Origin of the sequence: Lysinibacillus sp. UBA6686 (genome assembly GCF_002455205.1) — a bacterium.
Classification (GTDB): Bacteria; Bacillota; Bacilli; order Bacillales_A; family Planococcaceae; genus Lysinibacillus; species Lysinibacillus pakistanensis.
On the sequence record NZ_DKJS01000078.1, the window covers coordinates 16,066 to 38,808 of the forward strand.

The 22,743-nt window shown below is 38.0% G+C and carries 24 protein-coding genes; all 24 read right to left on the bottom strand.

Annotated elements, in window-relative coordinates:
• Nucleotides 1-6: 6 nt before the first annotated feature.
• The 24 genes from fliY to dprA all read right to left on the bottom strand — a co-directional run bounded on the left by fliY (nucleotide 7) and on the right by dprA (nucleotide 22,741).
• A complete protein-coding gene (gene fliY / locus B2R82_RS20915) occupies nucleotides 7-1,230 on the bottom strand; it encodes a flagellar motor switch phosphatase FliY (protein WP_283871172.1) in 1,224 nt (407 codons plus the stop codon).
• The gene (gene fliM / locus B2R82_RS20920) at nucleotides 1,223-2,218 is read right to left on the bottom strand and encodes a flagellar motor switch protein FliM (RefSeq protein ID WP_283871170.1); all 996 of its coding nucleotides are present in this window, start codon (nucleotides 2,216-2,218) and stop codon (nucleotides 1,223-1,225) included. Before fliM ends, fliY begins: the two co-directional genes overlap by 8 nt.
• A gap of 32 nt (nucleotides 2,219-2,250) precedes the next feature.
• Nucleotides 2,251-2,682, bottom strand: a complete 432-nt coding sequence (fliL, locus tag B2R82_RS20925; RefSeq protein WP_286926838.1) for a flagellar basal body-associated protein FliL — start codon at nucleotides 2,680-2,682, stop codon at nucleotides 2,251-2,253.
• Nucleotides 2,672-2,893 (bottom strand): flagellar FlbD family protein, encoded by a 222-nt coding sequence (locus B2R82_RS20930; RefSeq protein WP_283871168.1) that lies wholly within the window; start codon nucleotides 2,891-2,893, stop codon nucleotides 2,672-2,674. The genes fliL and B2R82_RS20930 overlap by 11 nt, the downstream gene beginning before the upstream one ends.
• Before the next feature lie 150 nt (nucleotides 2,894-3,043).
• Nucleotides 3,044-4,012, bottom strand: a complete 969-nt coding sequence (locus B2R82_RS20935; RefSeq protein WP_283871167.1) for a flagellar hook-basal body complex protein — start codon at nucleotides 4,010-4,012, stop codon at nucleotides 3,044-3,046.
• Nucleotides 4,013-4,089: 77 nt separating this feature from the next.
• A complete protein-coding gene (locus B2R82_RS20940) occupies nucleotides 4,090-4,461 on the bottom strand; it encodes a TIGR02530 family flagellar biosynthesis protein (protein WP_286926839.1) in 372 nt (123 codons plus the stop codon).
• A gap of 15 nt (nucleotides 4,462-4,476) precedes the next feature.
• The gene (gene flgD, locus B2R82_RS20945) at nucleotides 4,477-5,172 is read right to left on the bottom strand and encodes a flagellar hook assembly protein FlgD (protein ID WP_286926840.1); all 696 of its coding nucleotides are present in this window, start codon (nucleotides 5,170-5,172) and stop codon (nucleotides 4,477-4,479) included.
• A 2-nt stretch (nucleotides 5,173-5,174) separates the two neighbouring features.
• Nucleotides 5,175-6,449 (bottom strand): flagellar hook-length control protein FliK, encoded by a 1,275-nt coding sequence (locus B2R82_RS20950; RefSeq protein ID WP_286926841.1) that lies wholly within the window; start codon nucleotides 6,447-6,449, stop codon nucleotides 5,175-5,177.
• A gap of 22 nt (nucleotides 6,450-6,471) precedes the next feature.
• Entirely contained in the window at nucleotides 6,472-7,080 is a 609-nt protein-coding gene (locus B2R82_RS20955; protein WP_283871164.1) for a MotE family protein, read from the bottom strand.
• A gap of 4 nt (nucleotides 7,081-7,084) precedes the next feature.
• A complete protein-coding gene (gene fliJ / locus B2R82_RS20960; RefSeq protein ID WP_286926842.1) occupies nucleotides 7,085-7,534 on the bottom strand; it encodes a flagellar export protein FliJ in 450 nt (149 codons plus the stop codon).
• Nucleotides 7,535-8,860 (bottom strand): flagellar protein export ATPase FliI, encoded by a 1,326-nt coding sequence (fliI, locus tag B2R82_RS20965; RefSeq protein WP_283871162.1) that lies wholly within the window; start codon nucleotides 8,858-8,860, stop codon nucleotides 7,535-7,537. It lies immediately after the preceding gene.
• Between the two features lie 5 nt (nucleotides 8,861-8,865).
• Nucleotides 8,866-9,654, bottom strand: a complete 789-nt coding sequence (fliH, locus tag B2R82_RS20970) for a flagellar assembly protein FliH (protein WP_286926843.1) — start codon at nucleotides 9,652-9,654, stop codon at nucleotides 8,866-8,868.
• Complete coding sequence (gene fliG, locus B2R82_RS20975; RefSeq protein WP_053594207.1) at nucleotides 9,647-10,660, bottom strand: flagellar motor switch protein FliG; 1,014 nt, start codon at nucleotides 10,658-10,660, stop codon at nucleotides 9,647-9,649. The genes fliH and fliG overlap by 8 nt, the downstream gene beginning before the upstream one ends.
• Nucleotides 10,661-10,675: 15 nt before the next feature.
• Nucleotides 10,676-12,271 carry a flagellar basal-body MS-ring/collar protein FliF gene (gene fliF, locus B2R82_RS20980; RefSeq protein WP_286926844.1) on the bottom strand — a complete coding sequence of 532 codons (1,596 nt, stop codon included), beginning with the start codon at nucleotides 12,269-12,271 and terminating at the stop codon, nucleotides 10,676-10,678.
• Between the two features lie 122 nt (nucleotides 12,272-12,393).
• Nucleotides 12,394-12,699, bottom strand: coding sequence for a flagellar hook-basal body complex protein FliE (gene fliE / locus B2R82_RS20985; protein WP_054770630.1), 306 nt, complete (start codon nucleotides 12,697-12,699; stop codon nucleotides 12,394-12,396).
• A 23-nt stretch (nucleotides 12,700-12,722) separates the two neighbouring features.
• On the bottom strand, nucleotides 12,723-13,184 hold the full coding sequence (gene flgC, locus B2R82_RS20990; RefSeq protein ID WP_286926845.1) for a flagellar basal body rod protein FlgC: 462 nt from the start codon (nucleotides 13,182-13,184) through the stop codon (nucleotides 12,723-12,725).
• A 3-nt stretch (nucleotides 13,185-13,187) separates the two neighbouring features.
• A complete protein-coding gene (gene flgB, locus B2R82_RS20995) occupies nucleotides 13,188-13,580 on the bottom strand; it encodes a flagellar basal body rod protein FlgB (protein ID WP_054770629.1) in 393 nt (130 codons plus the stop codon).
• A 765-nt stretch (nucleotides 13,581-14,345) separates the two neighbouring features.
• On the bottom strand, nucleotides 14,346-15,125 hold the full coding sequence (codY, locus tag B2R82_RS21000; protein ID WP_286926846.1) for a GTP-sensing pleiotropic transcriptional regulator CodY: 780 nt from the start codon (nucleotides 15,123-15,125) through the stop codon (nucleotides 14,346-14,348).
• Nucleotides 15,126-15,212: 87 nt separating this feature from the next.
• The gene (gene hslU, locus B2R82_RS21005) at nucleotides 15,213-16,613 is read right to left on the bottom strand and encodes an ATP-dependent protease ATPase subunit HslU (RefSeq protein WP_286926847.1); all 1,401 of its coding nucleotides are present in this window, start codon (nucleotides 16,611-16,613) and stop codon (nucleotides 15,213-15,215) included.
• Entirely contained in the window at nucleotides 16,613-17,158 is a 546-nt protein-coding gene (gene hslV, locus B2R82_RS21010) for an ATP-dependent protease subunit HslV (protein ID WP_286926848.1), read from the bottom strand. The genes hslU and hslV overlap by 1 nt, the downstream gene beginning before the upstream one ends.
• A 21-nt stretch (nucleotides 17,159-17,179) precedes the next feature.
• A complete protein-coding gene (gene xerC, locus B2R82_RS21015; RefSeq protein ID WP_286926849.1) occupies nucleotides 17,180-18,079 on the bottom strand; it encodes a tyrosine recombinase XerC in 900 nt (299 codons plus the stop codon).
• A 263-nt stretch (nucleotides 18,080-18,342) separates the two neighbouring features.
• Nucleotides 18,343-19,656: an FADH(2)-oxidizing methylenetetrahydrofolate--tRNA-(uracil(54)-C(5))-methyltransferase TrmFO gene (gene trmFO, locus B2R82_RS21020; RefSeq protein ID WP_286926850.1), complete on the bottom strand. Its 1,314-nt coding sequence runs from the start codon at nucleotides 19,654-19,656 to the stop codon at nucleotides 18,343-18,345.
• A gap of 18 nt (nucleotides 19,657-19,674) precedes the next feature.
• Nucleotides 19,675-21,753, bottom strand: a complete 2,079-nt coding sequence (topA, locus tag B2R82_RS21025) for a type I DNA topoisomerase (RefSeq protein ID WP_286926851.1) — start codon at nucleotides 21,751-21,753, stop codon at nucleotides 19,675-19,677.
• A gap of 91 nt (nucleotides 21,754-21,844) precedes the next feature.
• Complete coding sequence (gene dprA / locus B2R82_RS21030; protein WP_286926852.1) at nucleotides 21,845-22,741, bottom strand: DNA-processing protein DprA; 897 nt, start codon at nucleotides 22,739-22,741, stop codon at nucleotides 21,845-21,847.
• Nucleotides 22,742-22,743: the final 2 nt, after the last annotated feature.

Consider the following 22,743-nt stretch of genomic DNA (forward strand, 5'->3'; position numbering starts at 1 on the left):
TTGAAACTATCTTAAATTATTTAAACGCTCTGCTTGACTTAAAACATCTGTAATGCGGACACCGAAGTTTTCATCAATAACAACGACTTCACCTTTAGCGATTAAACGGCTATTTACTAAAATATCAACTGGTTCACCAGCTAATTTATCTAGTTCAATAATCGAACCACTAGATAGTTCTAATATCTCTTTTACAGAACGTTTCGTACGTCCTAACTCTACAGTAACTTGCAATGGAATATCAAGTAGCATATTTAAATTTCTAGCTTCAGATTGCGAGATTACATCCGTATCAAAACTAGCAAACTGCGCTTGTTGAACATTGACAGGCTGAACAGGTCTTGCTGCGTAAGGGATCTGTTGCTGCTCTTGATACATTGGTTGCTGCTGTACTGGCGCCTCCTGCTGTTGATAAGCTGGCTGTGCTGGTGGTGGCGTCGCTGGAGCTTGTGGTTGCACTGGCTGTGGTGCTACTGGTGCTTCAGGTGCAATAGTTGCAGCTACCGGTTCTTCTATTGTTTGTGTTTCTCCTAAAAGTGACTTAACAATATTTTGACTAAATTTAAGCGGTAATAATTGCATTAAATTTGAATCAATTAAATTACCAATACGTAATCTAAAGGATACTTTTACAAGCAAATCGTCTTCTGGAATATTTTCTCGTCCTTCATTTTGAGAAATATTCATCAAATCAATTGTTGGTGGAGAAATATCTACTTTTTTGTTGAATACAGTCGACATGGACGTGGCTGCTGAACCCATCATTTGGTTCATGGCCTCTTGGACAGCGCTTAACTGAATCTCACCTAAATCTGGCTTCGGATTTAATCCATCTCCACCTAACATTAAATCAGCAATAATCGCTGCGTCAGATTGTTTAATAACAAGTAAATTCATACCTGTTAAGCCAATTGTATATTCAACTTGGACTGCCACATAAGGGTGAGGAAACTCCTCTTCTAACTTATTGCGGTTAATCATCGAAATACTTGGGGTAGTAATATCTACTTTTTGACCTAATAACGCTGAAAGTGCTGTGGCAGAGCTACCAAAAGATATATTACCTACCTCACCTAATGCATCTTGGGCAAACGAATCGAGATAATCCTCTACTCGTATATCGTTCATATCATCATTTGTAGAAGCTTCAGTGCCGCTGTTTTTATCTTCCAACGTTTCGCCCCTTAATAACGCTTCAATTTCTTCTTGGGAGAGCATTTCATCACTCATCTTCGTCTCCTCCTTTCAAAGGGTCGATAATTTGGATTGCTAATTTTTTGCCTTGCTTACCTGGTTGAACAGTAAATTTCGGTAATGTACCTACTTTTAACATTAAAGGATTTTCGATTTTTTGATCTAGTTGTATAACATCCCCAACTTGCATTGTCAGGAAATCCTCAATCGTGATATCTGTATTACCTAATTCAACGGTAAGTGGTAATTGCGCTTGTTTAACGCGCGTTTCAAGCATTTTTGTTTGTTCTGGAGACATCTCTTTCGTATTTGTTTGCATCCAGTAACGAACAGAAAGATTTGGAACAATAGGTTCCAGTACGACATGCGGAATACAAATATTAATCATGCCACTTGTTTCACCGATAATCGTATTTAAGGAAATGACAACAACTGTTTCATTAGGTGAAATCATTTGTAAAAATTGAGGATTCACCTCAAGCTCCACTAAAATCGGATCAATTTCCGCAACATTTTCCCACGCTTCACGTAAATTATCAAATGAACGTTCGAATAGGTTTGTCATAATTTTCGTTTCAATTTCTGTTAAATTATCTACATTACTATGACTTGATCCACTACCGCCCATTAAACGATCTAGCATGGAGTAGGCAATGTTCGGATTTATTTCCATCAATATATTACCATCTAATGGTGGCACTTCAAACACATTAATGAGTGTCATATTCGGAATCGAACGTACAAACTCTTCAAATGGTATTTGATCCACTGATGCAACCGTTATCTGCACATAGCTTCTTAGCTGTGCAGAAAAGAAGGTTGTCAGTAGTCGTGCAAAATTTTCATGTATTCGGGTCAAACTTCGGATTTGATCTTTTGAGAATCGCAGAGCTCGTTTAAAATCATAGACCTTAACCTTACGCCCCTCATCCTCTTTCTTTATGTCGTCCGCTGACATTTCCCCAGTTGATATTGCGGAAAGCAGCGCATCTATCTCGGATTGAGATAACACATCTCCTGCCATTTGCCCACCTCCATTTCAAGCAGTTTTTCGTTTTATGGAGAAGTGATAAAGGAGGTGAAATAAATCTCCTGAACTTCTCCCTCTTGCATCAATTCATTTATTCGTGTTTTTAATGACTTTTGGAAAACTTGTTTACCTTGCTTACCTTCTAAATCCTTTTGCTCCATTTCGGAAAGCTCCTGAATAACAATATTTTTCACTTGGAATGTACGTTTCGTTAATTCTTCTGCTGCATCTTTACTGGATGTTTGAATTGTTAACGAAAAACGTACGACTCTGTTATCAGCAAGATTTGTCGTTATTTCCGGTACCTCTACAGAAGCTTTTACGATGTCATCAATCGATGGTTCAAGTGATCCAGCTGGCTTATTAAATTGGGTTAGCAATACAACCGCAATACCCCCGATAAGTATGATTGCTACTAGTACGATAATAATCATCGTCAACATTTTGTTATTCTTCATCTTCTTCACCTCGTAGATGCGGGTTTGATAGTATTTGTATATTTTTATAAAAGGCATTTACCTTTTGTCGCACCTCATCTTCACTCTGTAAAACAATGATTTTGGTTCCAGTCGTTAATGTTATGGTCGTATCTGGAAAAGATTCGACCGTTTCTATGTATAAAGCATTCAATGTAAATGCTTTGCCATTTAGACGTGTTAGTTCAATCATTGAAATAGGGCCGGGTCTAGCATGAGAGCCGGCCCGACCCTCCCTCATATGAAATTATGTTTTGATAACCTGAATGCTTTATTCACATTCTAGTAATATATGCATTACCAGGTATTTATATAAAGCATAAAACACTAAAATTATTTTAACCTATCGTTTTAAGTTTACTAGCTCTTGAAGTACTTCATCAGATGTTGTGATGATACGAGTATTTGCTTGGAAACCACGTTGTGCCACAATCATCTCAGTAAATTCTTCTGATAAATCAACGTTAGACATTTCAACAGCCCCAGGAGCCACTTTCCCCATCCCTGCTACAGTTGCTACTTGTGCATAAGCGGCACCAGAGTTTGCTGTTTGTTGATAATAGTTACCACCAACCTTAGCAAGACCCCCCGCATTCGGGAATTTAGCCATAATCATCTGTCCTGCCCATTTACGTTGACCGTTTAAGTCCGTATATTCAATCGTACCATTAGGCCCTACACTAATCTCTTTAGCCGTTGTTGGAATACGAATTGGTCCTACAGTACCAGCAGCAGGTGTTAATTCACCATCTTCATTAAATAAGTTAGCACCTTCATCCCCTGAAGCGATTGGTGCATCATCAGGATTTATGCCATCATCATCAGCTTCCATAACAATATCATTCCCAGCAGATACACCCACTAAGTATTTACCATCAGCATTAACTAAGTAGCCATTACTATCCATGTAGAAAATACCATTTCGAGTAAATAAAGTGTTGTTGAAGCCTTCTTCATCAATAAAACCACTGTCTGGGTCTGGGGCACCATTTGCATCAGCTACCATAAAGAAGCCATCCCCTTCAATTGCGAAGTCAAGTGCACGTCCTGTACCTTGTATAGAACCACCACCATGAATCGTATCAATGGCAGCTAATTGAGAACCCAATCCTACTTGTTGAGGGTTAACTCCTCCACGTGTAGCAGTTGCAGCAGATGCACCTGCTTGTGTTTGAGACATTAAATCTTTGAAATTAACACGACCTTTTTTAAAGCCAACCGTATTAACATTGGCAATATTATTACCAACCACATCTAGTTTAGTTTGAAAGTTTTTAAGACCTGAAATACCTGAATACATAGAACGTAACATAAATGCCGTTCTCCCTTCATTTTAAATTGTGTGCGTCTATCATTCAGCACACTAGGCTTCCAATTAAGGTCCAGCCATTAAAGAACAATGGTGCCATCAATATTTGTAAATAATTGTTGCTTTGCCTCCGTGCGATCCATTGCTGTAATGACAGTAGCATTTTTAGCACTGACAATTAAAGCCGCTTGATCCATCAAGACTAATGGTTGTTTGACACCTTTTGAATGTGCCTCAAATACCTTGTCTGATACAACCTGCCATTCCTGATCAGAAATCGCTATTTTACGCTCCATAATACGTTCTTGCGCATGTTTGCTCACTTTTAGTTCTTGTTGTTTGGTAGCCTCCTGTAAATGAGCTTGGAACGATTGCTGTGATTTTATTGGCGAGGGCTGTGCTTGGCGAATAGATGGATGCAATGGTACACGATGAATTGAAAATTTATCCATCATTATTCTCCACCTTTATTCGCTTATTACTGTAAAATCCTTATCTGTTAACCTTTTCTCATTGTCTAATATATATTGTATAACGCCATCTTTATTTGAAACAGAAACGATACGTCCTTGCAGTTCTTGTTCGCCATCTTTATAAGTAACATTTTTACCAATCAACTTGCTTGCTTGTACAAGTGGCGATTCTGTAACTGAACCGTTACTGTTTGATTCCGTTGCAGAACCACTTAAAACGGCTGAAATATTACCAGGTGTTATTTCTTTGCCATCCGCTAATACAAATACAACACTGCCATCTACAAATTTCAGGGATTGGATAACACCGGTTCCTTCATTGACAATAGGTTTTTTATCTTCATCTACCTTGTCAGTTAACTCGTGCCATTTGACTTCCTTACCAATAAAGGTTGAATAATTCATCATCTGTGTTTGTTGCTGCGAGGCAAGTAATGACTCCATTGCTTTCGTCATATTTTGCATTTGCTCTAATGAAGAAAACTGTGCCATCTGTGAGATAAACTCTCGGTCATCCATTGGATTTGTTGGATCTTGATGTTGTAATTGTGTAATCAGTAATTTTAGAAATGCATCCTTGCCAAGTTCACTATTTCCTGTTTGTCTTGTTGGTTTTTTATAATTAGAATAATATAAATCATCCGTTATTGACATTGATGAGTTTTCAGTTTTTGTTGTTGCATCTGCCATGCTTACACCTCCTCACTTATTAAATATTCATTAAAGGACTTGCCTTCATCGTCATCTTCGGTGCTTTGCTCCTGCTCTTCTTGCTGTTGCTGCTTAAAGAAATTACTAAAGAAGCTTTGATCTCTTTGTTGACGGTCTGCGTCTTGTAGGGATTGAGCAATATCTAGTCGTTCAATTTGGATATTCTGTTGAACAAATGCTTGCTTTAACTGATGCGCTTGACTATCCAGTAATTCTCGTCCATGTGCTGTTGAAGCAAGTAGTCGAGCTGTAAGAACTCCATCATTTTGCACTAATTCAATCCGAATTGTTCCTAAATTCTCAGGATACAATTTTAATGTTAAACGTGTAATTCCCTGTACATTGGAAATCTGGGCTTTATTCATGATAGCTTGCATCTCTTTTAATAATGCCTCGGATTGTGCAGGTTTTGCTGCTGGCAACGTCACTTGGAATGTATCAGCTTTTGTTTGAACTGTATTAGCCGTTACCATTTCATTAGCGCTTGTGTCAGTCTGCTTTGTTACCTGAACCTGCTGAACCACATTTTGAAAGCCCTGCAATGGAAGAGTTACAGTTGTTTTTGTTGTTACCTGTGGTGTAGTTTGAATCGTCTCTACATTCGTTTGTAGCACTGTTAAAAGGCTTTTAACATTTGTTAGTAAATTTTCTTGTGGAGCTGTTAAATCTGTTTTTTGTCCAACTAATTGTGCTAATTTTAATACTTGAAGTAATTGTGTGGCCTCTTTTGGTGTAACCTGTCCCTCACCCTGTAAAGCCGTAACTACTTGTGCTTGTAGTACAGGTGCCTGAACATCTACTAATGCTAGAAGCTCCCAAACATCCTTTGCTTCTTTATCCTCACCTAGCAACTTCTGTACTAATTTTTGAAGCTGTTCAGCATCAATGCCTAAAGCGTCCATTAAATTCTCAAGATTGAGCATTTCATCCATTGCAACAGCTTTACCATCTTCACCAATTTGAAGCATTAACAGACCATCATCATGTGGAATATCTAGTAAGTCAAGTACTTCCTCAATTGATTCAGCGTTTAGAACAGCTGCTAATTGATGAATCTCTCCTGTTGCTGTTGGTTGTGCAGGCTGAGTTGTTTGATTGGAAGCAGACATAATTTGTCCAAAAACTGATCCAAAGGCAGATAAATTATCATTTTTTGACCCTCCACTAGCTTTAACATCAGAACCACCATTTGTAGCAGTAGCCGCTGTTTTAGGTGGCATTGCTTTGGATATCATTTGCATCATTGCTACATCCATCTTTTTCACCTCCTTTCATGTTTTATTGTTTAGCCATCATTTCCGTATATTTAGCAGCATTCTCGGGGCTCATTTTTTCTAAAATAGCTGCTAATTTATCTGGCTTTAAATTTGTTAATATACGAAGCGCTTCAGCATCACTCATTTTGATTAATACTGGTGCTGCAGCTTTAGGAGACATTTTATCGAATGTTATTAAAATATCATTAAAATCTCGTTTCGAATCATTTTGTTCTCTATTTAGTTTTTCAATTTCAAACTGGAGTTGCTCTTTTTCTGTCAATAATTTTTCCTTTTCAGTCGCTGTAGTATCCAATTTCTTTTGTAGCTGTGCAATTTCAGCTTCTTTTTCTTTTATTTCAGCTTGTAGATTTACAAGTTTTGAATCGTTGTTAACGACTGCATCTTTTGCCTGCTGTTCTTCTGAAGGAACAAATGGCAAGCTTTCAAAAGCTTTCTTTCCTAAATCAAAGACATTCGTATTCATTAGCGTTGCTACAACAAGTAACACGGCTACCACAAACATAATAGGTATGACAAACCAGGTGAAAAACTTTCGAAAGCCTCCTGATTTACGCTTTGGTTGTTGCTCTGCTAATTCCATTGAAAGTCGATTTTCCTTTTTCGCCATGAAATCACCTGATTTCTCTCTTGTTATACGTAAGGGTTGAAATTTCGTCTAAGAAAATGCCTTCAATCCGATCTTGCTCTTGCTTGAATAACTTAAAATCCTTTTCTCGCATTTTTTCAAATTTACGTACTTCCAAGTTTTTTTCTAACAGTTTTTCTTCGTACCAATTCATTTTTGAACGTGCTTGCACTACCTTCTGTTGTACATCTACAATTGTTTTTTCGAGGCTATCAATAAATCTCGCATAATGATGAATCTCCTCTATAGATGAGCCAACAGCTAAGCGCTCTTGTTGAAAGTCAATTAAATCCTCTTTCTTTTTCAACAGCTCATACAGCTTAGTTGCTATTTCTTCAAAAGAACGAACAGATTCTTTATAAACTATTTCCGTTTCATTTTTTTCTTGTTCACGAATGGTTAACACTTTTTCAAAACGATATATATAATTCACCATTTATTTCCCTCCACCGTTCGATAATGTAATTAACTCATTCATACTTTCAAGAAGTGTCACTTTATCTAAATAACCTTGCTTAAGATAAGCTGTAATTAGAGGCTCATAGTATATAGCCTCATCTATTTCTTGTGAGGTACCACGTTTATATGCACCGATATTGATTAAATCCTCTGACTTGTCATATGTATAATAAAGCTCCCTTAATCGTTCCGCTGCCTTTTTATGCTCTGGCTCTGCCACATGATTCATCAAACGGCTAACGCTTTTTAATACATTGATTGCAGGATATTGACCTTTATTGGCAAGGTTCCGATCAAGAACAATATGACCATCTAAAATTCCTCTTACAGTATCAGCAATTGGCTCATTCATATCGTCCCCATCTACTAATACTGTGTAGAAGGCTGTAATAGAACCATTTTCATTTGTTCCTGTACGCTCTAATAGTTTAGGTAAAATGGCAAACACTGATGGCGTATAGCCTTTTTGAGCTGGTGGTTCGCCAGTTGCAAGCCCAATCTCACGCTGTGCCATCGCAACACGAGTGACGGAGTCCATCATCAACATAACATTCAAACCACGGTTTCTAAAATACTCTGCAATCGCCGTTGCGGTAAAGGCACCTTTAATTCGCATGAGTGCGGGTTGGTCAGATGTGGCAGCAACAACGATTGAACGTTTTAATCCTTCAGATCCTAAGTCACGTTCTATAAACTCACGTACTTCACGACCACGTTCTCCAATTAGTGCAATAACATTTAAATCAGCTTGTGTATTTCGAGCAATCATACCAAGCAAGGTACTTTTCCCCACGCCTGATCCAGCAAAAATACCTACACGCTGACCATTTCCGACTGTTAACATACCATCTATTGCCTTTACGCCCACTTCAAGTCTTTCATTTATCGGTGGACGTGTCAGAGGATTTGGTGGATCCTGCTCAGTCGGAACTGATAATAATCCCTTTGGTAACACTGTTCCATCGATAGGATTCCCCATCGAATCTAATACTTTACCAATCAGCTCGGGTCCTACTTTTACTTCAAGTGGTGCCCCAGTCCCTTCAACTAAGCATCCAATGGAAATTTCTCGCAGAGAGGTAAAGGGCATTAAGATGACTATTTCATCCTTAAAACCAACCACCTCTGCTAGTATAATTTGATGACCGTTTTTTGAAGTTTCCACATGAATTTTACAAACATCGCCTATGGAACTATCTGGACCTTGCGACTCAATCATTAAGCCGACAACTCGAGTAACCCTACCAAACTTTTTAAAGGTTGATATATGAGGAATTTGTTCGATTAATTGAGCCGTTTTCATCTAGATCATTCCTTACTTTCTAATATTTCATAAAGTTTTAATCTTAATTCATTCAATTGCTCATCAATGCTAACAACAATTCGGCCATGATTTGTTTCGATAAAGCAATCCGTTTCATGTTCTAAATCTTCATTAACAAAAATCATGAATGGGACATCAGTTGGGAACATTTCAGCTAATTCATCACGATTAGCAGTAATTAATGCATAATAGGTCGGTGAAACATAAATTTTTATTTCTTTCATTTCTCTTGCTTCTTTAAGTCCTCTGCGAACGATAGAAACAAATAGTTCATTTTCACGCTCCAAGGATGCATCAATAATTCGTTCTGCTGCTGTTAAGCCCAGCTCTAATATGACTTCTTCTTGATCCTCAATATATTTCCTTGCATTTTCCTTTGCATGGATGATAACCTCATTGGCCGTTTGGAGGGATTGCATCATCGCTTCATTAGCTTTGTTCGTCCCATCCTCATATCCCTGACCAAATCCTTCATCATAAGCCTCTTGCACACGATTAGGACGTTCTTCTTCCCAGTTACGCTTTAGTTGCTCAATTTCCTGAAAGAACATTTGCTTCTCCTGTTCAAAAGCTTCACGTTCTGCCTGCAATCCGGCTCTCGCCTCTGTCAATATACGGTCTCGCTCTTCAAGAATTTCTTCAATCGTAATTTGTTTCTGTAATGGTGTTTCATCCCCTTCAATTTCGGGTATTTCAAACATATCACGAATTTTTATCGTTTTAACATTATCGCCATTGGACTCTGTATAGATAGAACGGATGATTCTAGACAATGACGTCATCTCCTCCACCACGTGCAATAATAATCTCACCAGCATCCTCTAAGCGACGAATTACCGCAACAATTCGAGATTGTGCTTCCTCTACATCACGTAAACGTACAGGTCCCATAATTTCCATTTCTTCTTTAAAGGTTTCAGCCATACGTTGTGACATATTGCGGAAAATAATATCCTTGACTTCTTCGCTTGAAACTTTCATGGATAGTAGTAAGTCTTCATTTTCACAATCACGAATAACACGCTGAATCGAACGATTGTCGAGTGTAACAATATCCTCGAATACAAACATGCGTTTTTTGATTTCCTCTGCAAGCTCTGGATCTTGAATTTCGAGTGCATCCAAAATCGTTTTTTCTGTTTGTCGATCTACACCGTTTAATACCTCAACGACTGCATCAATACCACCAGTCTCTGTGTAATCTTGTGTAACCGTTGACGATAATTTACGCTCTAAGACAGACTCAATTTCGCTAATAACTTCTGGCGATGTTGATTCCATGACCGCTATACGTTTAGCAATATCAGCCTGTACTTCTTGTGGTAATGAAGATAGAATCACACCAGCTTGCCCTGCTTCTAAATAAGATAGAATAAGGGCAATCGTTTGTGGATGCTCGTTTTGGATAAAGTTAAAAATTTGTGCAGGATCAGCTCTACGCGCAAAGTCAAATGGACGCACTTGTAATGAAGATGTTAGACGATTAATAATTGTTTGTGCTTGTTCAACACCAAGTGCTTTCTCCAATACTGTTTTTGCATAGCCAATACCGCCTTGTGTAATATAGTCTTGTGCAAGAGCAATATTATGAAATTCCTCTATAATCTCCTCTTTAACGTTTGCTTCTACCTTTTTAACACTTGAAATTTCTAATGTTAAGCGTTCAATTTCTTCCTCTGTTAAATGTTTATAGACAGAAGCTGAAACCTCAGGCCCCAACGAAATTAACAAGAGAGCGGCCTTTTGTTTTCCGGTTAATTCCTTATCTTTCTTGGACACAGCCGAACCTCCTAGTTAGTCTTCAGCAATCCAACTACGCAGTAACTTTGCAAAATCGTCTGGCTTTTCTTTTGCCATTTTTTCAAGCTGCTTACGACGCATTGTAGCTTCCGTTTCAATTTCTTCATTTATATCATCAATCATTAGTTCTTCTTGTTCTTCTAGGATGCTAAGTTCCTCTTCTTCCTTCGCACGTTTACGTGAACGGATAATGAAGAATGCCAGCAATAGGATAACAGCTAATAGGATACCGCCAATGACCCAAACCCACCATGGAATAACAGGCGTTTCTTCAGCTACATCTGTTGCTTTGCCATTTAAAGGTTGTACTGAAACAGCCACTTTTTCATTAATTTGCTCTTGAGTAAGCTCTGCTGCAACATCCTTAGAAATCGTTGTACGAACAATAGTACTTAAAATTTTCTCAATATCTTCTCGAACCCCATCAGGTAATGAAGCTGCATCTGTCGCTGTTGGTGGCTCTACAATTACCTGGATACCAATATCTTGAATTTTATAAGGTGCCTCTTGAATATCTTTACGGATACGGTTTACGTCATTATTAATCGTTTCCTCTGTACGTTCATAATCCCCGTTCCCCATCGCACCTTCATTATAAGTTGTGAAGTTATCTGTTGTTGTTTCTGCTTCAGGTGTACCAGTGGCTGCAGCTCCAGTACCAGAATATTGTTCTGTAATGCGCTGTGCACTAATAGCAATTCCAGCCATATTCTCTTCATCAACTGGCGTAACTAGGCTTTCTTCACGATTTTCTTTTTTGAAATCAATATCTGTTGTTACAGAAACAATGACTTTATCCTGCCCCATCAATGTACCAAGCATATTTTGCACTTGACGCTGTAGGTCACGCTCCACCAATTTCTTTGCCTGTAATTGACCTTCAGCTGTTGTTGTGGAAGCTCCATCAGCAGTGGCAGCATTCAAATCAAAGTACTCAGAAAATTGGTTGGAAATTACAATATTATCCGTATTTAAGTTCGGAACACTTTTTGCTACTAAATTATACATTGTTGAAATTTGCTGCTCTGTAAATTTATAACCTGGATCAGTATTCAAAACAATAGATGCAGTGGCTTCTTCTAAGTTAGCTTCTTTTAAGAATACTCCCTTTTCAGGTACATTTATCATCACTTTTGCATCTTTTACACCCTCAAGATTTTTAATGAGCTTAGCAATTTCTGTTTCAGTTGCTGCCTTTTTCAATAGATTAAACTCATTATCTGTCATACCAAATCCAGAGCTGTTCGCAAATGAATAATCAATTGTACCTGTTTGCGGATATCCCTCTGAAGCTAATTGTACTAATAGGGAATCCACTTGTTCCTCTGGGACTAAAATCGATGTTCCACCTGGGGCAATTTCATATTTAACCCCTTGAGAATCCAACGCTTCCTTTACTTGCCCGATTTCTCTTGTCGATAAATCTTTATAGAGAGGTACGTATGTAGTCTTTGTAGCAAAAATTGTAATAACTGTTGCTAGTGCTATTACTCCGATGACGGATCCAATCATTACAATCTTTTGTTTTTTACTACGACTTGTCCAAAATTGGCTGGTGTCGTTTTTTATTTTCGTCAATCGTTCATTCATTATGAATCCTCCGGTTATAGTGAATAACCTAACCATCAATAATTCGCGAAAACAGTGATATCCCCATTAACAAGCTTTTTGGGGATATAGTCTTTATCGATCTGTTCAACTAGTCGATAAAGCTAGACACTCATTCGCATTATTTCTTGGTAAGCTTCAATCACCTTATTGCGAACTTCAATTGTTGCATTTAATGTAATGCTTGCTTTTTGTGATGCAATCATCACCTCATGCAACTCTACATCTCCACCAGTAATTAGCTTTTGTGTAAAATTATCAGAAGTAATTTGCTGATCATTCACTTTTGCTATTGCTTCTTTTAAAGAGTTCGCAAAGTTTTGCTGTGCTTCATAAGGTGTCGTCTGGAGTTTATTTGTTTGATTTACAACCTGGGTTGGTGTCATTAGTGAAACGGACGAAATTGTCATTATGTATCTTCCTTTCTTCTTAGTTATTTACCAATCTCTAAAGCCTTTGTCAGCATAGATTTATTTGCATTAAATACAGTTACATTTGCCTCATAAGAACGAGTAGCTGACATTAAATCTACCATTTCCCTTAATGGATCCACATTTGGCATGTTTACATAGCCATCTGCGTTTGCATCTGGATGAGTTGGATCATACACAAGTTTGAAAGGTGTTTCTCTATCTTCTTTTATTTGTGTTACTTTTACGCCGTTGCCGACGCCGCTTTTTGCGTTTTTGCCTAGAGCAACATTAAAAAATTTTGAAAACTGACTCTCTTGAGCTGTAAATGTTACTGACTTACGGCGGTAGGGCTCCCACTCTCCATTTACTTGTCTAGCACGCGCAGTATCCATATTAGCCATATTCGAAGAAATGACATCCATTCGTAAACGCTGTGCTGTTAAAGCTGAGGCAGTGGTATTCATTCCATAAAAAATAGACATTTATTACTTACCTCCTTTTATAACAATATTTAATGTATTTAATTTACCATTAACACGGTCAATTAAAGCATTATAATAAATTTGATTTTCTGCTAATTTCGCCTGTTCAGCATCCATATCAACACCATTACCATTATTTCGATATCGTAGGCCATCAATATTATTCACACCAGGTGTAGATTGACGAATCGAAAAATCATAATGTCTGCTATCGGTACGATATGCTGAAATTGATATTTGTTTTTCTTCTTCTAACATATCCTTAAAGCTAACACTTTTCGCCTTATAATTCGGCGTATCAACATTTGCAATATTATTGGCAATTGTTTTATGATTTAAAGTTGCATAGGAAAGTCCGTTTTCCAGGCTACTAATAGTTCCTCCAAATAAGTTCAAAACCATTCACCTCATTTTTATTTCAATTCTATGTATTTCTTAATTTATCCAATAATACAATTGTAATTAAGATGATACGTAGTGTCTATTGTCTTTTGTCATTTTTTAATAGTAGATACGCCCTATTTTTTCTTGCCATTAACCGTAACAAAACTCCCGAACCCCTTGATCCATCTGCGTTCAAAGAGTTTCAAGTTACTTCTAGTTATTTTACACTATTTCGACAGTGTTTACGGTTTCAGTATTGAATATTTCCTTTTTTTCGCTTTTTCGTCATTGACTTAGAACCAAATTCCAAGTCCATTTTTACTATGTCAATCACTAAATAGATTGGATTAAACCGCTTAGTTGCTATATGACAAATAAATTAAAGCCATCCTTTATTTTTATACTATTAGTAACAAAAAAGTGTCAATGTTATGAAGATATATATTGCCTTTTGAAACAATCATACATTCCTAATTGCGCTCGATCCCCTCAGGAAAACGAAAATTACCCTCATTTAAAAGACAAAATCTTTCACAAAGATTTATTTCATTATTATTTACGCCCCAGCGTAATTGTGTTTGGATTTATCCAAGCTATCTCGAAAAGGTCCCCTTTATAAACTGCTGAGGTATGGAAGAATTTCGGGATATATAGAGGATGAAGGAAGTATTGTGCGCAATCATCGCTACTAGTATTTCTTAAAATTTCAAAAAAGGTATCTGGAAAACTACTCCAGATACCTTTTACAGTTCCTAAAAAATGCAAGGATATGTTAGCTTATTTCATTTTAATTTCTGCTAATGCATTTAAAAATTTATCATTTAGCACTTTAATATAAGTACCTTTCATCCCTAGAGAGCGAGATTCGATAACACCTGCTGATTCTAGTTTACGTAATGCGTTTACAATCACTGAACGTGTAATTCCTACTCGGTCTGCAATTTTTGAAGCAACTAGTAGCCCTTCGTTACCATCAAGTTCTTCGAAGATGTGTTCAATGGCTTCTAGCTCACTGTAAGAAAGGGAATTAATCGCCATTTGTACAACTGCTCGACTACGAGCTTCTTCTTCAATTTCTTCTGATTTCTCACGTAAAATTTCCATGCCAACTACTGTTGCACCATATTCAGCTAAAATTAAATCATCATCCTCAAATTGTGCAGATAAACGTGCAAGAATTAATGTTCCAAGGCGTTCTCCACCACCAACGATTGGCACAATAGTTGTTAGCGCATTTTGGAATAACTCTTTGTTTTCTACCGGGAAAGCAGTATGCTCATCATTAATATCTAAATTTGATGATGTTTCCGAAATTGTAAACAAGCTATGTGTATACTCCTCAGGGAATTGACGCTCTTCAAACATCTTCTTCATTCGCTCATTTTCTATTTGCTGATGGATGGAGATGCCTAAAAGCTTTCCTTTACGGCTCACAATGTAAACATTGCTATCTATAATATCACCAAGCGTGTCAGCCATTTCCTTAAAGTTTACCGGTTTACCAGCAGATGCTTGAAGCATTGAGTTAATTTTACGTGTCTTTTCTAATAAATTCATTATATGTTCCTCCTATAAATGGTCCAAAGCGTATTTTCTTACTATTCTAAAGGTTTTTACAACTGAATGGTACTATTCAGCTTTATCTTACAATATAAACTGTGACAAATCTTTGTTTTTTACTATACCCGCTAGTTTTTGATCAACATATGCGGCAGTGATCGGAATATTTGCTGGTGCAATCTCTGATGCCTCAAACGATAATTCCTCTAGCAAGCGCTCTAAAATCGTATGCAAACGTCGTGCTCCAATATTATCCGTTTCTTGATTGACCTCAGTTGCAATTTCAGCAATACGTTCAATGGCATCTTCCGTAAAGTTAATCTCTACACCTTCTGTTTCTAATAATGCCTTATACTGCAAAATAAGCGATTGATCTGGCTCTTGCAAAATACGGACAAAATCTTGCTTCGTTAATTTTTCAAGTTCTACCCGAATTGGGAAACGCCCCTGTAGTTCAGGAATTAAATCGGATGGCTTTGACATATGGAATGCTCCTGCAGCAACAAAAAGCATATAGTCCGTTTTCACAGCGCCATACTTTGTTGTAACGGTAGATCCCTCAACGATTGGCAGTATATCACGCTGTACACCTTCTCGAGATACATTCGCAGAAGAGTTACTTTCTTTACTAGCAATTTTATCAATCTCATCAATGAAAATAATGCCTGATTGCTCAGCTCTTACTATGGCTTCTTGAGCAACTTCATCTGCATCTATAAGTTTGTTCGCTTCCTCAATTGTTAAAATGCGACGCGCATCCTTCACTTGGACTCTGCGTTTTTTCGTTTTTTTAGGCATCAGGCTAGATAGCATATCTTGCATACCACTATTAGCAGACATATCCATACCCGTGCCTTGTAATGCATCAAAAATAGAAGGACTTTGCTCTGTTACTTCAATAGTAATCCACTCGTTTTCTAATTTACCATTACGTAAATCAATCGCGATTTGTGCACGTTTTGAACGCACCTCAGTCTCTTCAGATGAGTTTTCATCAGTTGACTGCTGATCTTTGCCACCAAACAGCATTTCGAAAGGATTTTGCATCGATTGTTTTTTTCGCAAGGAGGGAACCAATAATTTAACGATTGCCTCATTCGCTAATTCTTCCGCCTGGTCTTTCACAGACTCCATCATCTCTTCTTTTACAAGTCGATGAGAAGCTTCTACAACATCACGTACCATAGACTCTACGTCACGTCCAACATAGCCTACTTCTGTAAATTTTGTTGCTTCCACTTTGACAAATGGTGCATTTGTTAACTTTGCAATTCTTCTTGCAATTTCTGTTTTTCCGACACCTGTTGGCCCTATCATTAAGATATTTTTTGGAATAACCTCTGCCTTCATGTCATCATTTAACAACGAGCGGCGATAACGATTACGTAAGGCAATAGCAACTGCTCGCTTCGCTTCATTTTGTCCTACAATATAACGGTCCAGATGCTCAGTAATTTGTCTTGGCGTTAAATTATTTTGCGTCATTAGCTCAGCGCCTCCACGATAATATTATGATTCGTAAATACACATATTTCAGCAGCAGTTTCGAGTGCTGCTTCGGCAATTTCACGAGCAGACATTGTTTCGCCCGCATATTTTTTCAGTGCTCGGCCAGCAGATAATGCATAGTTTCCACCAGAACCAATCGCTAATATTCCATCATCAGGTTCAATAACTTCTCCAGTCCCAGAAACAAGAAGAAGTGTGTTTTTATCCATTACAAGGAGCATTGCCTCCAATTGGCGCAGCATTTTATCACCACGCCATTGCTTCGCAACTTCTACGGCCGCACGTTGTAAATTCCCATTGTATTCATTTAACTTTCCTTCAAACATTTCAAAAAGTGTAAAGGCATCGGCAACTGATCCAGCAAAACCAGCAAGGACTTGCCCATTAAACAGACGTCTGACCTTCCTAGCCGTACCTTTCATCACAACTGCATTCCCTAAGGTCACTTGACCATCACCAGCCATTGCGCAGCCTCCATTATGATGAACTGCAAATATCGTTGTCGCATGAATTTGTCCCATTCGTCTTCCTCCTTAGCTTTATTATGCCCTTGGATGAGCATTCATATATGTTTGACGAAGATGCTCTTTCGTTACATGTGTGTAAACCTGTGTAGAAGATAAATGTGCGTGGCCTAATAATTCCTGCACCGTACGTAAATCTGCGCCATTATTCAATAAATGTGTAGCAAAAGTATGACGAAGCATATGAGGATATATTTTCGTATGGAGCGAGGCTTTGTCAATCATTTCTGTTAAAATATGACGTACCCCTCTAGGAGTAAGTTCCCCACCACGCATGTTGACAAACAATTGCTGATGATTTGTTTTTTTCATCAATCGTGGACGAGCTTGCTCTATGTAATCCTGCATCGCTAAACTCGCAAATTGACCGAATGGAATAATACGCTCTTTTCGCCCTTTTCCCATTACCCGAATAATTGAATAATGAAAATCTACATCCTTCATTTGAATTGAGGTAAGTTCACTCACACGAATTCCTGTCGCATATAACAGCTCTAATATAGCCATATTTCTGATTGATTTCAAATCATCACCAGTATTTGCTTCAAATAGCTGCATTAACTCCTCTTCGTAGAAAAAACTTGGTAAGCGTGCTTCTTTTTTCGGATGATAAAGTGAACGGAATGCCCCATCATCTATGCCGAACTGTCTATTTAGAAAACGAAAAAAGGAGCGTATGGAAGAAATTTTTCTAGATACTGAAGATCTTGCTCTTTTTTCATCGTACAACTTTGTTACATAAAGACGTGCATGTATATACTCAACACTAGCTAAATCATTAACACCCTCTGCCTGTAAAAAGGTTAAAAAATCTAGTAGGTCTGATTCATATTCTCGCACCGTATGAACAGAGAAGTTCTTTTCTACCTGGATGTAAAGCATGAACTGTTCAAGTGCATCTTGGGACGAAACTAACATGAAAAGATTCACCACCAATGAATTATTAATAATCTTCTCAAATGACGAACACTTACAATTTAAATGGATAAGCTTATCAGTTACCTATCGTTAATAAACATACATACTGACACTATACCTATCTACATAATATAGCAAGTGATAATGGTTATATTTTGAGAAAATCTCCATACAAAATAATAAAATACGTGTTAATCAGCATTTTGTCTACAAAAAAAACAAAAGCCTCTAAGAGTATAACAACTTTTAGAGGCTTATTGCAATTAAATTGTTTGTGAATTCACAAAATTACAAATTGTGCTTATTGCACGGTTAGCATGCATCTCAGCACGCTCTGGTTTGGAACGACGGCCTGGTGGCAATTCAGGGAAAATTCCAAAGTTAACATTCATCGGCTGGAAGTTTTTCGCTTGCGCTTCTGTTATATAACGCGCCATACTGCCTAATGCTGTTTCGAATGGGAAAATAATTGGCTCCTGCCCCAATGCTAAACGAGCTGCATTAATCCCTGCAATTAGTCCACTACCAGCTGACTCAACATACCCTTCAACACCTGTCATTTGACCAGCAAAGAAAATATTTTTTTGTTCACGAAGTTGATAAGTTTTCTCTAAAACCTTTGGTGAATTAATAAAAGTATTTCTATGCATCACACCATAACGAACGATTTCCACATTTTCTAACCCAGGAATTAGCTGCAGTACTTCTTTCTGTGGTCCCCATTTTAAATGCGTTTGGAAGCCAACAATATTATAAAGAGTACCAGCAGCATCATCTTGGCGTAATTGGACAACTGCATACGGGCGCTTTCCTGTCTTCGGATCTTCAAGACCTACTGGTTTCATCGGTCCAAATAACATTGTTTTCTCCCCACGAGCTGCCATTACTTCAATTGGCATACAGCCCTCAAAGTAAATTTCCTTTTCAAATTCTTTCAAAGGTACAACTTCCGCTTCAATTAATGCTTGACGGAAACGATCAAACTCTTCCTTTGTCATAGGACAGTTTAAATAGGCTGCCTCCCCTTTATCATAACGGGATTTTAAATATACTTTATCCATATCTATACTATCTTTTTCGATGATAGGTGCAGCTGCATCATAAAAATAAAGATAATCTAATCCTGTTAAGCCTTGAATTTTTTCAGCTAAGGCTTTTGATGTTAAAGGTCCTGTTGCAATAACTGTTATACCTTCGGGAATTTCTGTGACCTCTTCATGAATAACTTCCACAAGCGGATGGTTTTTCACCGTCTCTGTCACATATCCAGCAAATTCGTGACGGTCTACTGCTAATGCACCCCCAGCAGGGACTGAACATTGGTCTGCCGCCTTTAAGATAACAGAATCTAGCATACGCATTTCTTCTTTAATAACGCCTACAGCATTTGTTAAACCATTCGCACGCAAAGAATTTGAACATACAAGCTCTGCAAATTTATCGGTATGATGAGCTGGTGTTTGCTTTACTGGACGCATTTCATAAAGTTTAACTTTCACACCACGTTTGGCAATTTGCCAAGCCGCTTCGCTTCCTGCAAGGCCCGCTCCTATTACATTTACTACTTGTTCCGTCATGTGCTTACCATCTTTCTATCATTGAGTTGGTGCTTCTTCATAGTCACATTTCGTACACTGAATTTGTACACCTTTTTTAATTTTTTTCTCTACTAATAATGCACTACATTTTGGACATGGTCTACTAATTGGCTTGTCCCATGAAACAAATTCACACTCAGGGTACTGATTACAGCCATAGAATAAACGCTTTGTTTTACTTTTACGCTCTACAATCTCACCAGTTTCGCACGAAGGACATTTTACGCCAATTGGCTTCATAATCGCTTTGGTATTGCGACAATCCGGGAAGTTTGAACAAGCCATAAATTTCCCATATCTTCCTAGTTTAAAGACCATTGGTGACCCACAAAGCTCACAATCTTCGCCAGCCGGCTCATCTTTAATAACAACCTTTTCCATCGCCTCATCTGCATATTTTACATGAACCTCAAAATCTTTATAAAACTCTTCTACAACATTTTTCCATTGCCGACTACCTTCTTCAATATCATCTAAATCTTGCTCCATTTGTGCTGTGAATTCGATGTTTATGATATCTGGGAAAAATTCTAGTACGAGTTGGTGCACGATTTCTCCTAGCTCTGTTGGCATAAATCGCTTTGCATCTAACACGACATAGCCACGGCGCTGAATTGTATCGAGGGTCGGTGCATATGTGGATGGGCGCCCTATACCTAGCTCTTCCATTGTTTTTACAAGACGCGCCTCTGAATAACGTGGTGGTGGCTGAGTAAAATGTTGCTTTGGCTCGATTTCAAGAGATTTTACTTGATCGCCAACTTCCATTTCAGGTAGAAGCTTTGTAGTTTCCTCTGTCTGATCATCAGTACCTTCAATATATAGCTTCATAAAGCCTGCAAATTTAACTTGTGAGCCATTTGCACGGAATAAAACATCACCATTTTGAAGGTCTACAGCAACTGTATCAAGTATAGCTGGCGCCATCTGGCTTGCGATAAAGCGTTCCCAAATTAAACGATATAAGCGTAATTGATCACGGCTTAGAACCGCTTTTAATTCATCCGGAGAACGCATTGTGCTAGTTGGACGAATCGCCTCATGGGCATCCTGTGCATTTGATGCTTTTTTTGCCTGCTTCGTATCTGTTGAGATATATTCTTTTCCGTATTTCGATTCAATGTATGCAATCGCTTCCGTTTTTGCAGTATCTGAAATACGAGTTGAATCAGTACGCATATAGGTAATTAAACCGACAGTTCCCTCTTTTTTACCAATATCAATTCCTTCATATAATTGTTGTGCCAACATCATTGTCTTCTTCGCACGGAAATTTAACTTACGTGCCGCTTCTTGCTGTAATGAAGATGTCGTAAAGGCTGGTGCAGCATTTCGTTTACGCTCTTTCTTTGAAACATTAACTACATTAAAATCAGTACCCTTTACATCTTTTAATATAGCCTTTACCTGTTCTTCATTTGTTAATTTAATTTTGTCTTTGCCATTACCATAGTAAAGTGCATCAAACGTTTTTTTCCCCTTCTCAAAAGAGCCCTCAATTGTCCAATACTCTTCCGGTTGGAAATTTTTAATTTCATTTTCACGATCAATAATCATACGCAGTGCTACAGATTGAACGCGTCCTGCTGATAATCCCTTTTTAACCTTTTTCCAAAGAATTGGGCTAATGTTATAGCCGACAAGTCTGTCCAATATACGTCTCGTTTGCTGTGCATCTACAAGATCCATATTAATAGGACGTGGATTTTTAAAAGATTCTATAATTGCATCCTTTGTTATTTCGTTAAATACAACACGACAATCTGAATGAATATCGATATTTAACGCAGTCGCAAGGTGCCAAGCAATCGCTTCTCCCTCGCGGTCTGGATCGGCCGCTAGATAGACTTTCTTCACTTTCTTTGCAGCAGTCTTTAATTCCTGTAAAACAGGCCCTTTACCACGAATAGTAATATATTTAGGTTCAAAGTTATTTTCAGCACTAACGCCCATCTGACTACGTGGTAAGTCACGAACATGTCCGATTGACGCTTTTACTTTATATTTTTTTCCTAAATAACGTTCAATTGTTTTTGCTTTTGCTGGTGATTCTACAATCACTAAATAATCCGCCATCTATGTCTCCCCCTTAGCGAGGTCTATTGCTAATTTTTTAAGTTACCTGTTGCAAAATGTATAACAGATTTTAAGATAATGCAACTTTTTTTCAATTTTTGTTAGAAAAGAGTGCAAGTGATGCAACGATTTCATGACCATTACATACTGGAATAGCTCCTTCTACCAGTAATCTATTCGTCCCTTTTGATTGCTCAGCATCAATTGGACCTGGCACAACAAATACATCTTTTCCCTGCTCCAGTGCGCATTCCGTTGTAATAAGCGTACCACTTCTTAATGAAGCTTCTGTGACAACTAATGCTTGGGACAAGCCACTAATGATACGGTTACGCATAGGAAAATGCCATTTCTCCGGCTTCATGTAAGGTGGATACTCCGTAACTAATAAATGATGCTCCGCCATACGATCTGCTAAGGCTTTGTTTTCCTTTGGATATATATAATTAAAACCATGACCAAGCACTGCAATTGTCTGTCCACCAACTTTTATAGTTGCCTCATGAGCCATCGTATCTGCACCTCTTGCAAGCCCGCTCACTATCGTATACCCGTGTTCAACGAGAGGTGGGACAATTAAGTCCATTGCGGTTTTTGTATAAGCTGTAGCCTTTCTAGAGCCTATTATAGCCACTTGTTTTCCTTTCATTAATTGCAAATACTGACCTTTCACATACAATACAGTAGGTGGGCTGGAGATTTCAAATAATTGCGCTGGATAAAAAGGATGATGAAAAGGTATGGGGAAAATATGGGAACGATCATATGCCTCTTCAAACGACCATGTCATAATTTGTCGAAAGCTTCGAGAAATTTGCAAGGCTTTGTGCGATGATATTTGCAATGCATTTGCGAGCTCATTAGGGGTTGCTTCTTCAAAATAACTTAATAGATCTACTGGAGACAGTAATTGCTGAAGTTTTTGAAGTGGTAACGGGTAAATATAATGCAAAGCTAGTAATCTTTGTGTATCGACTGAAAAGATCATTT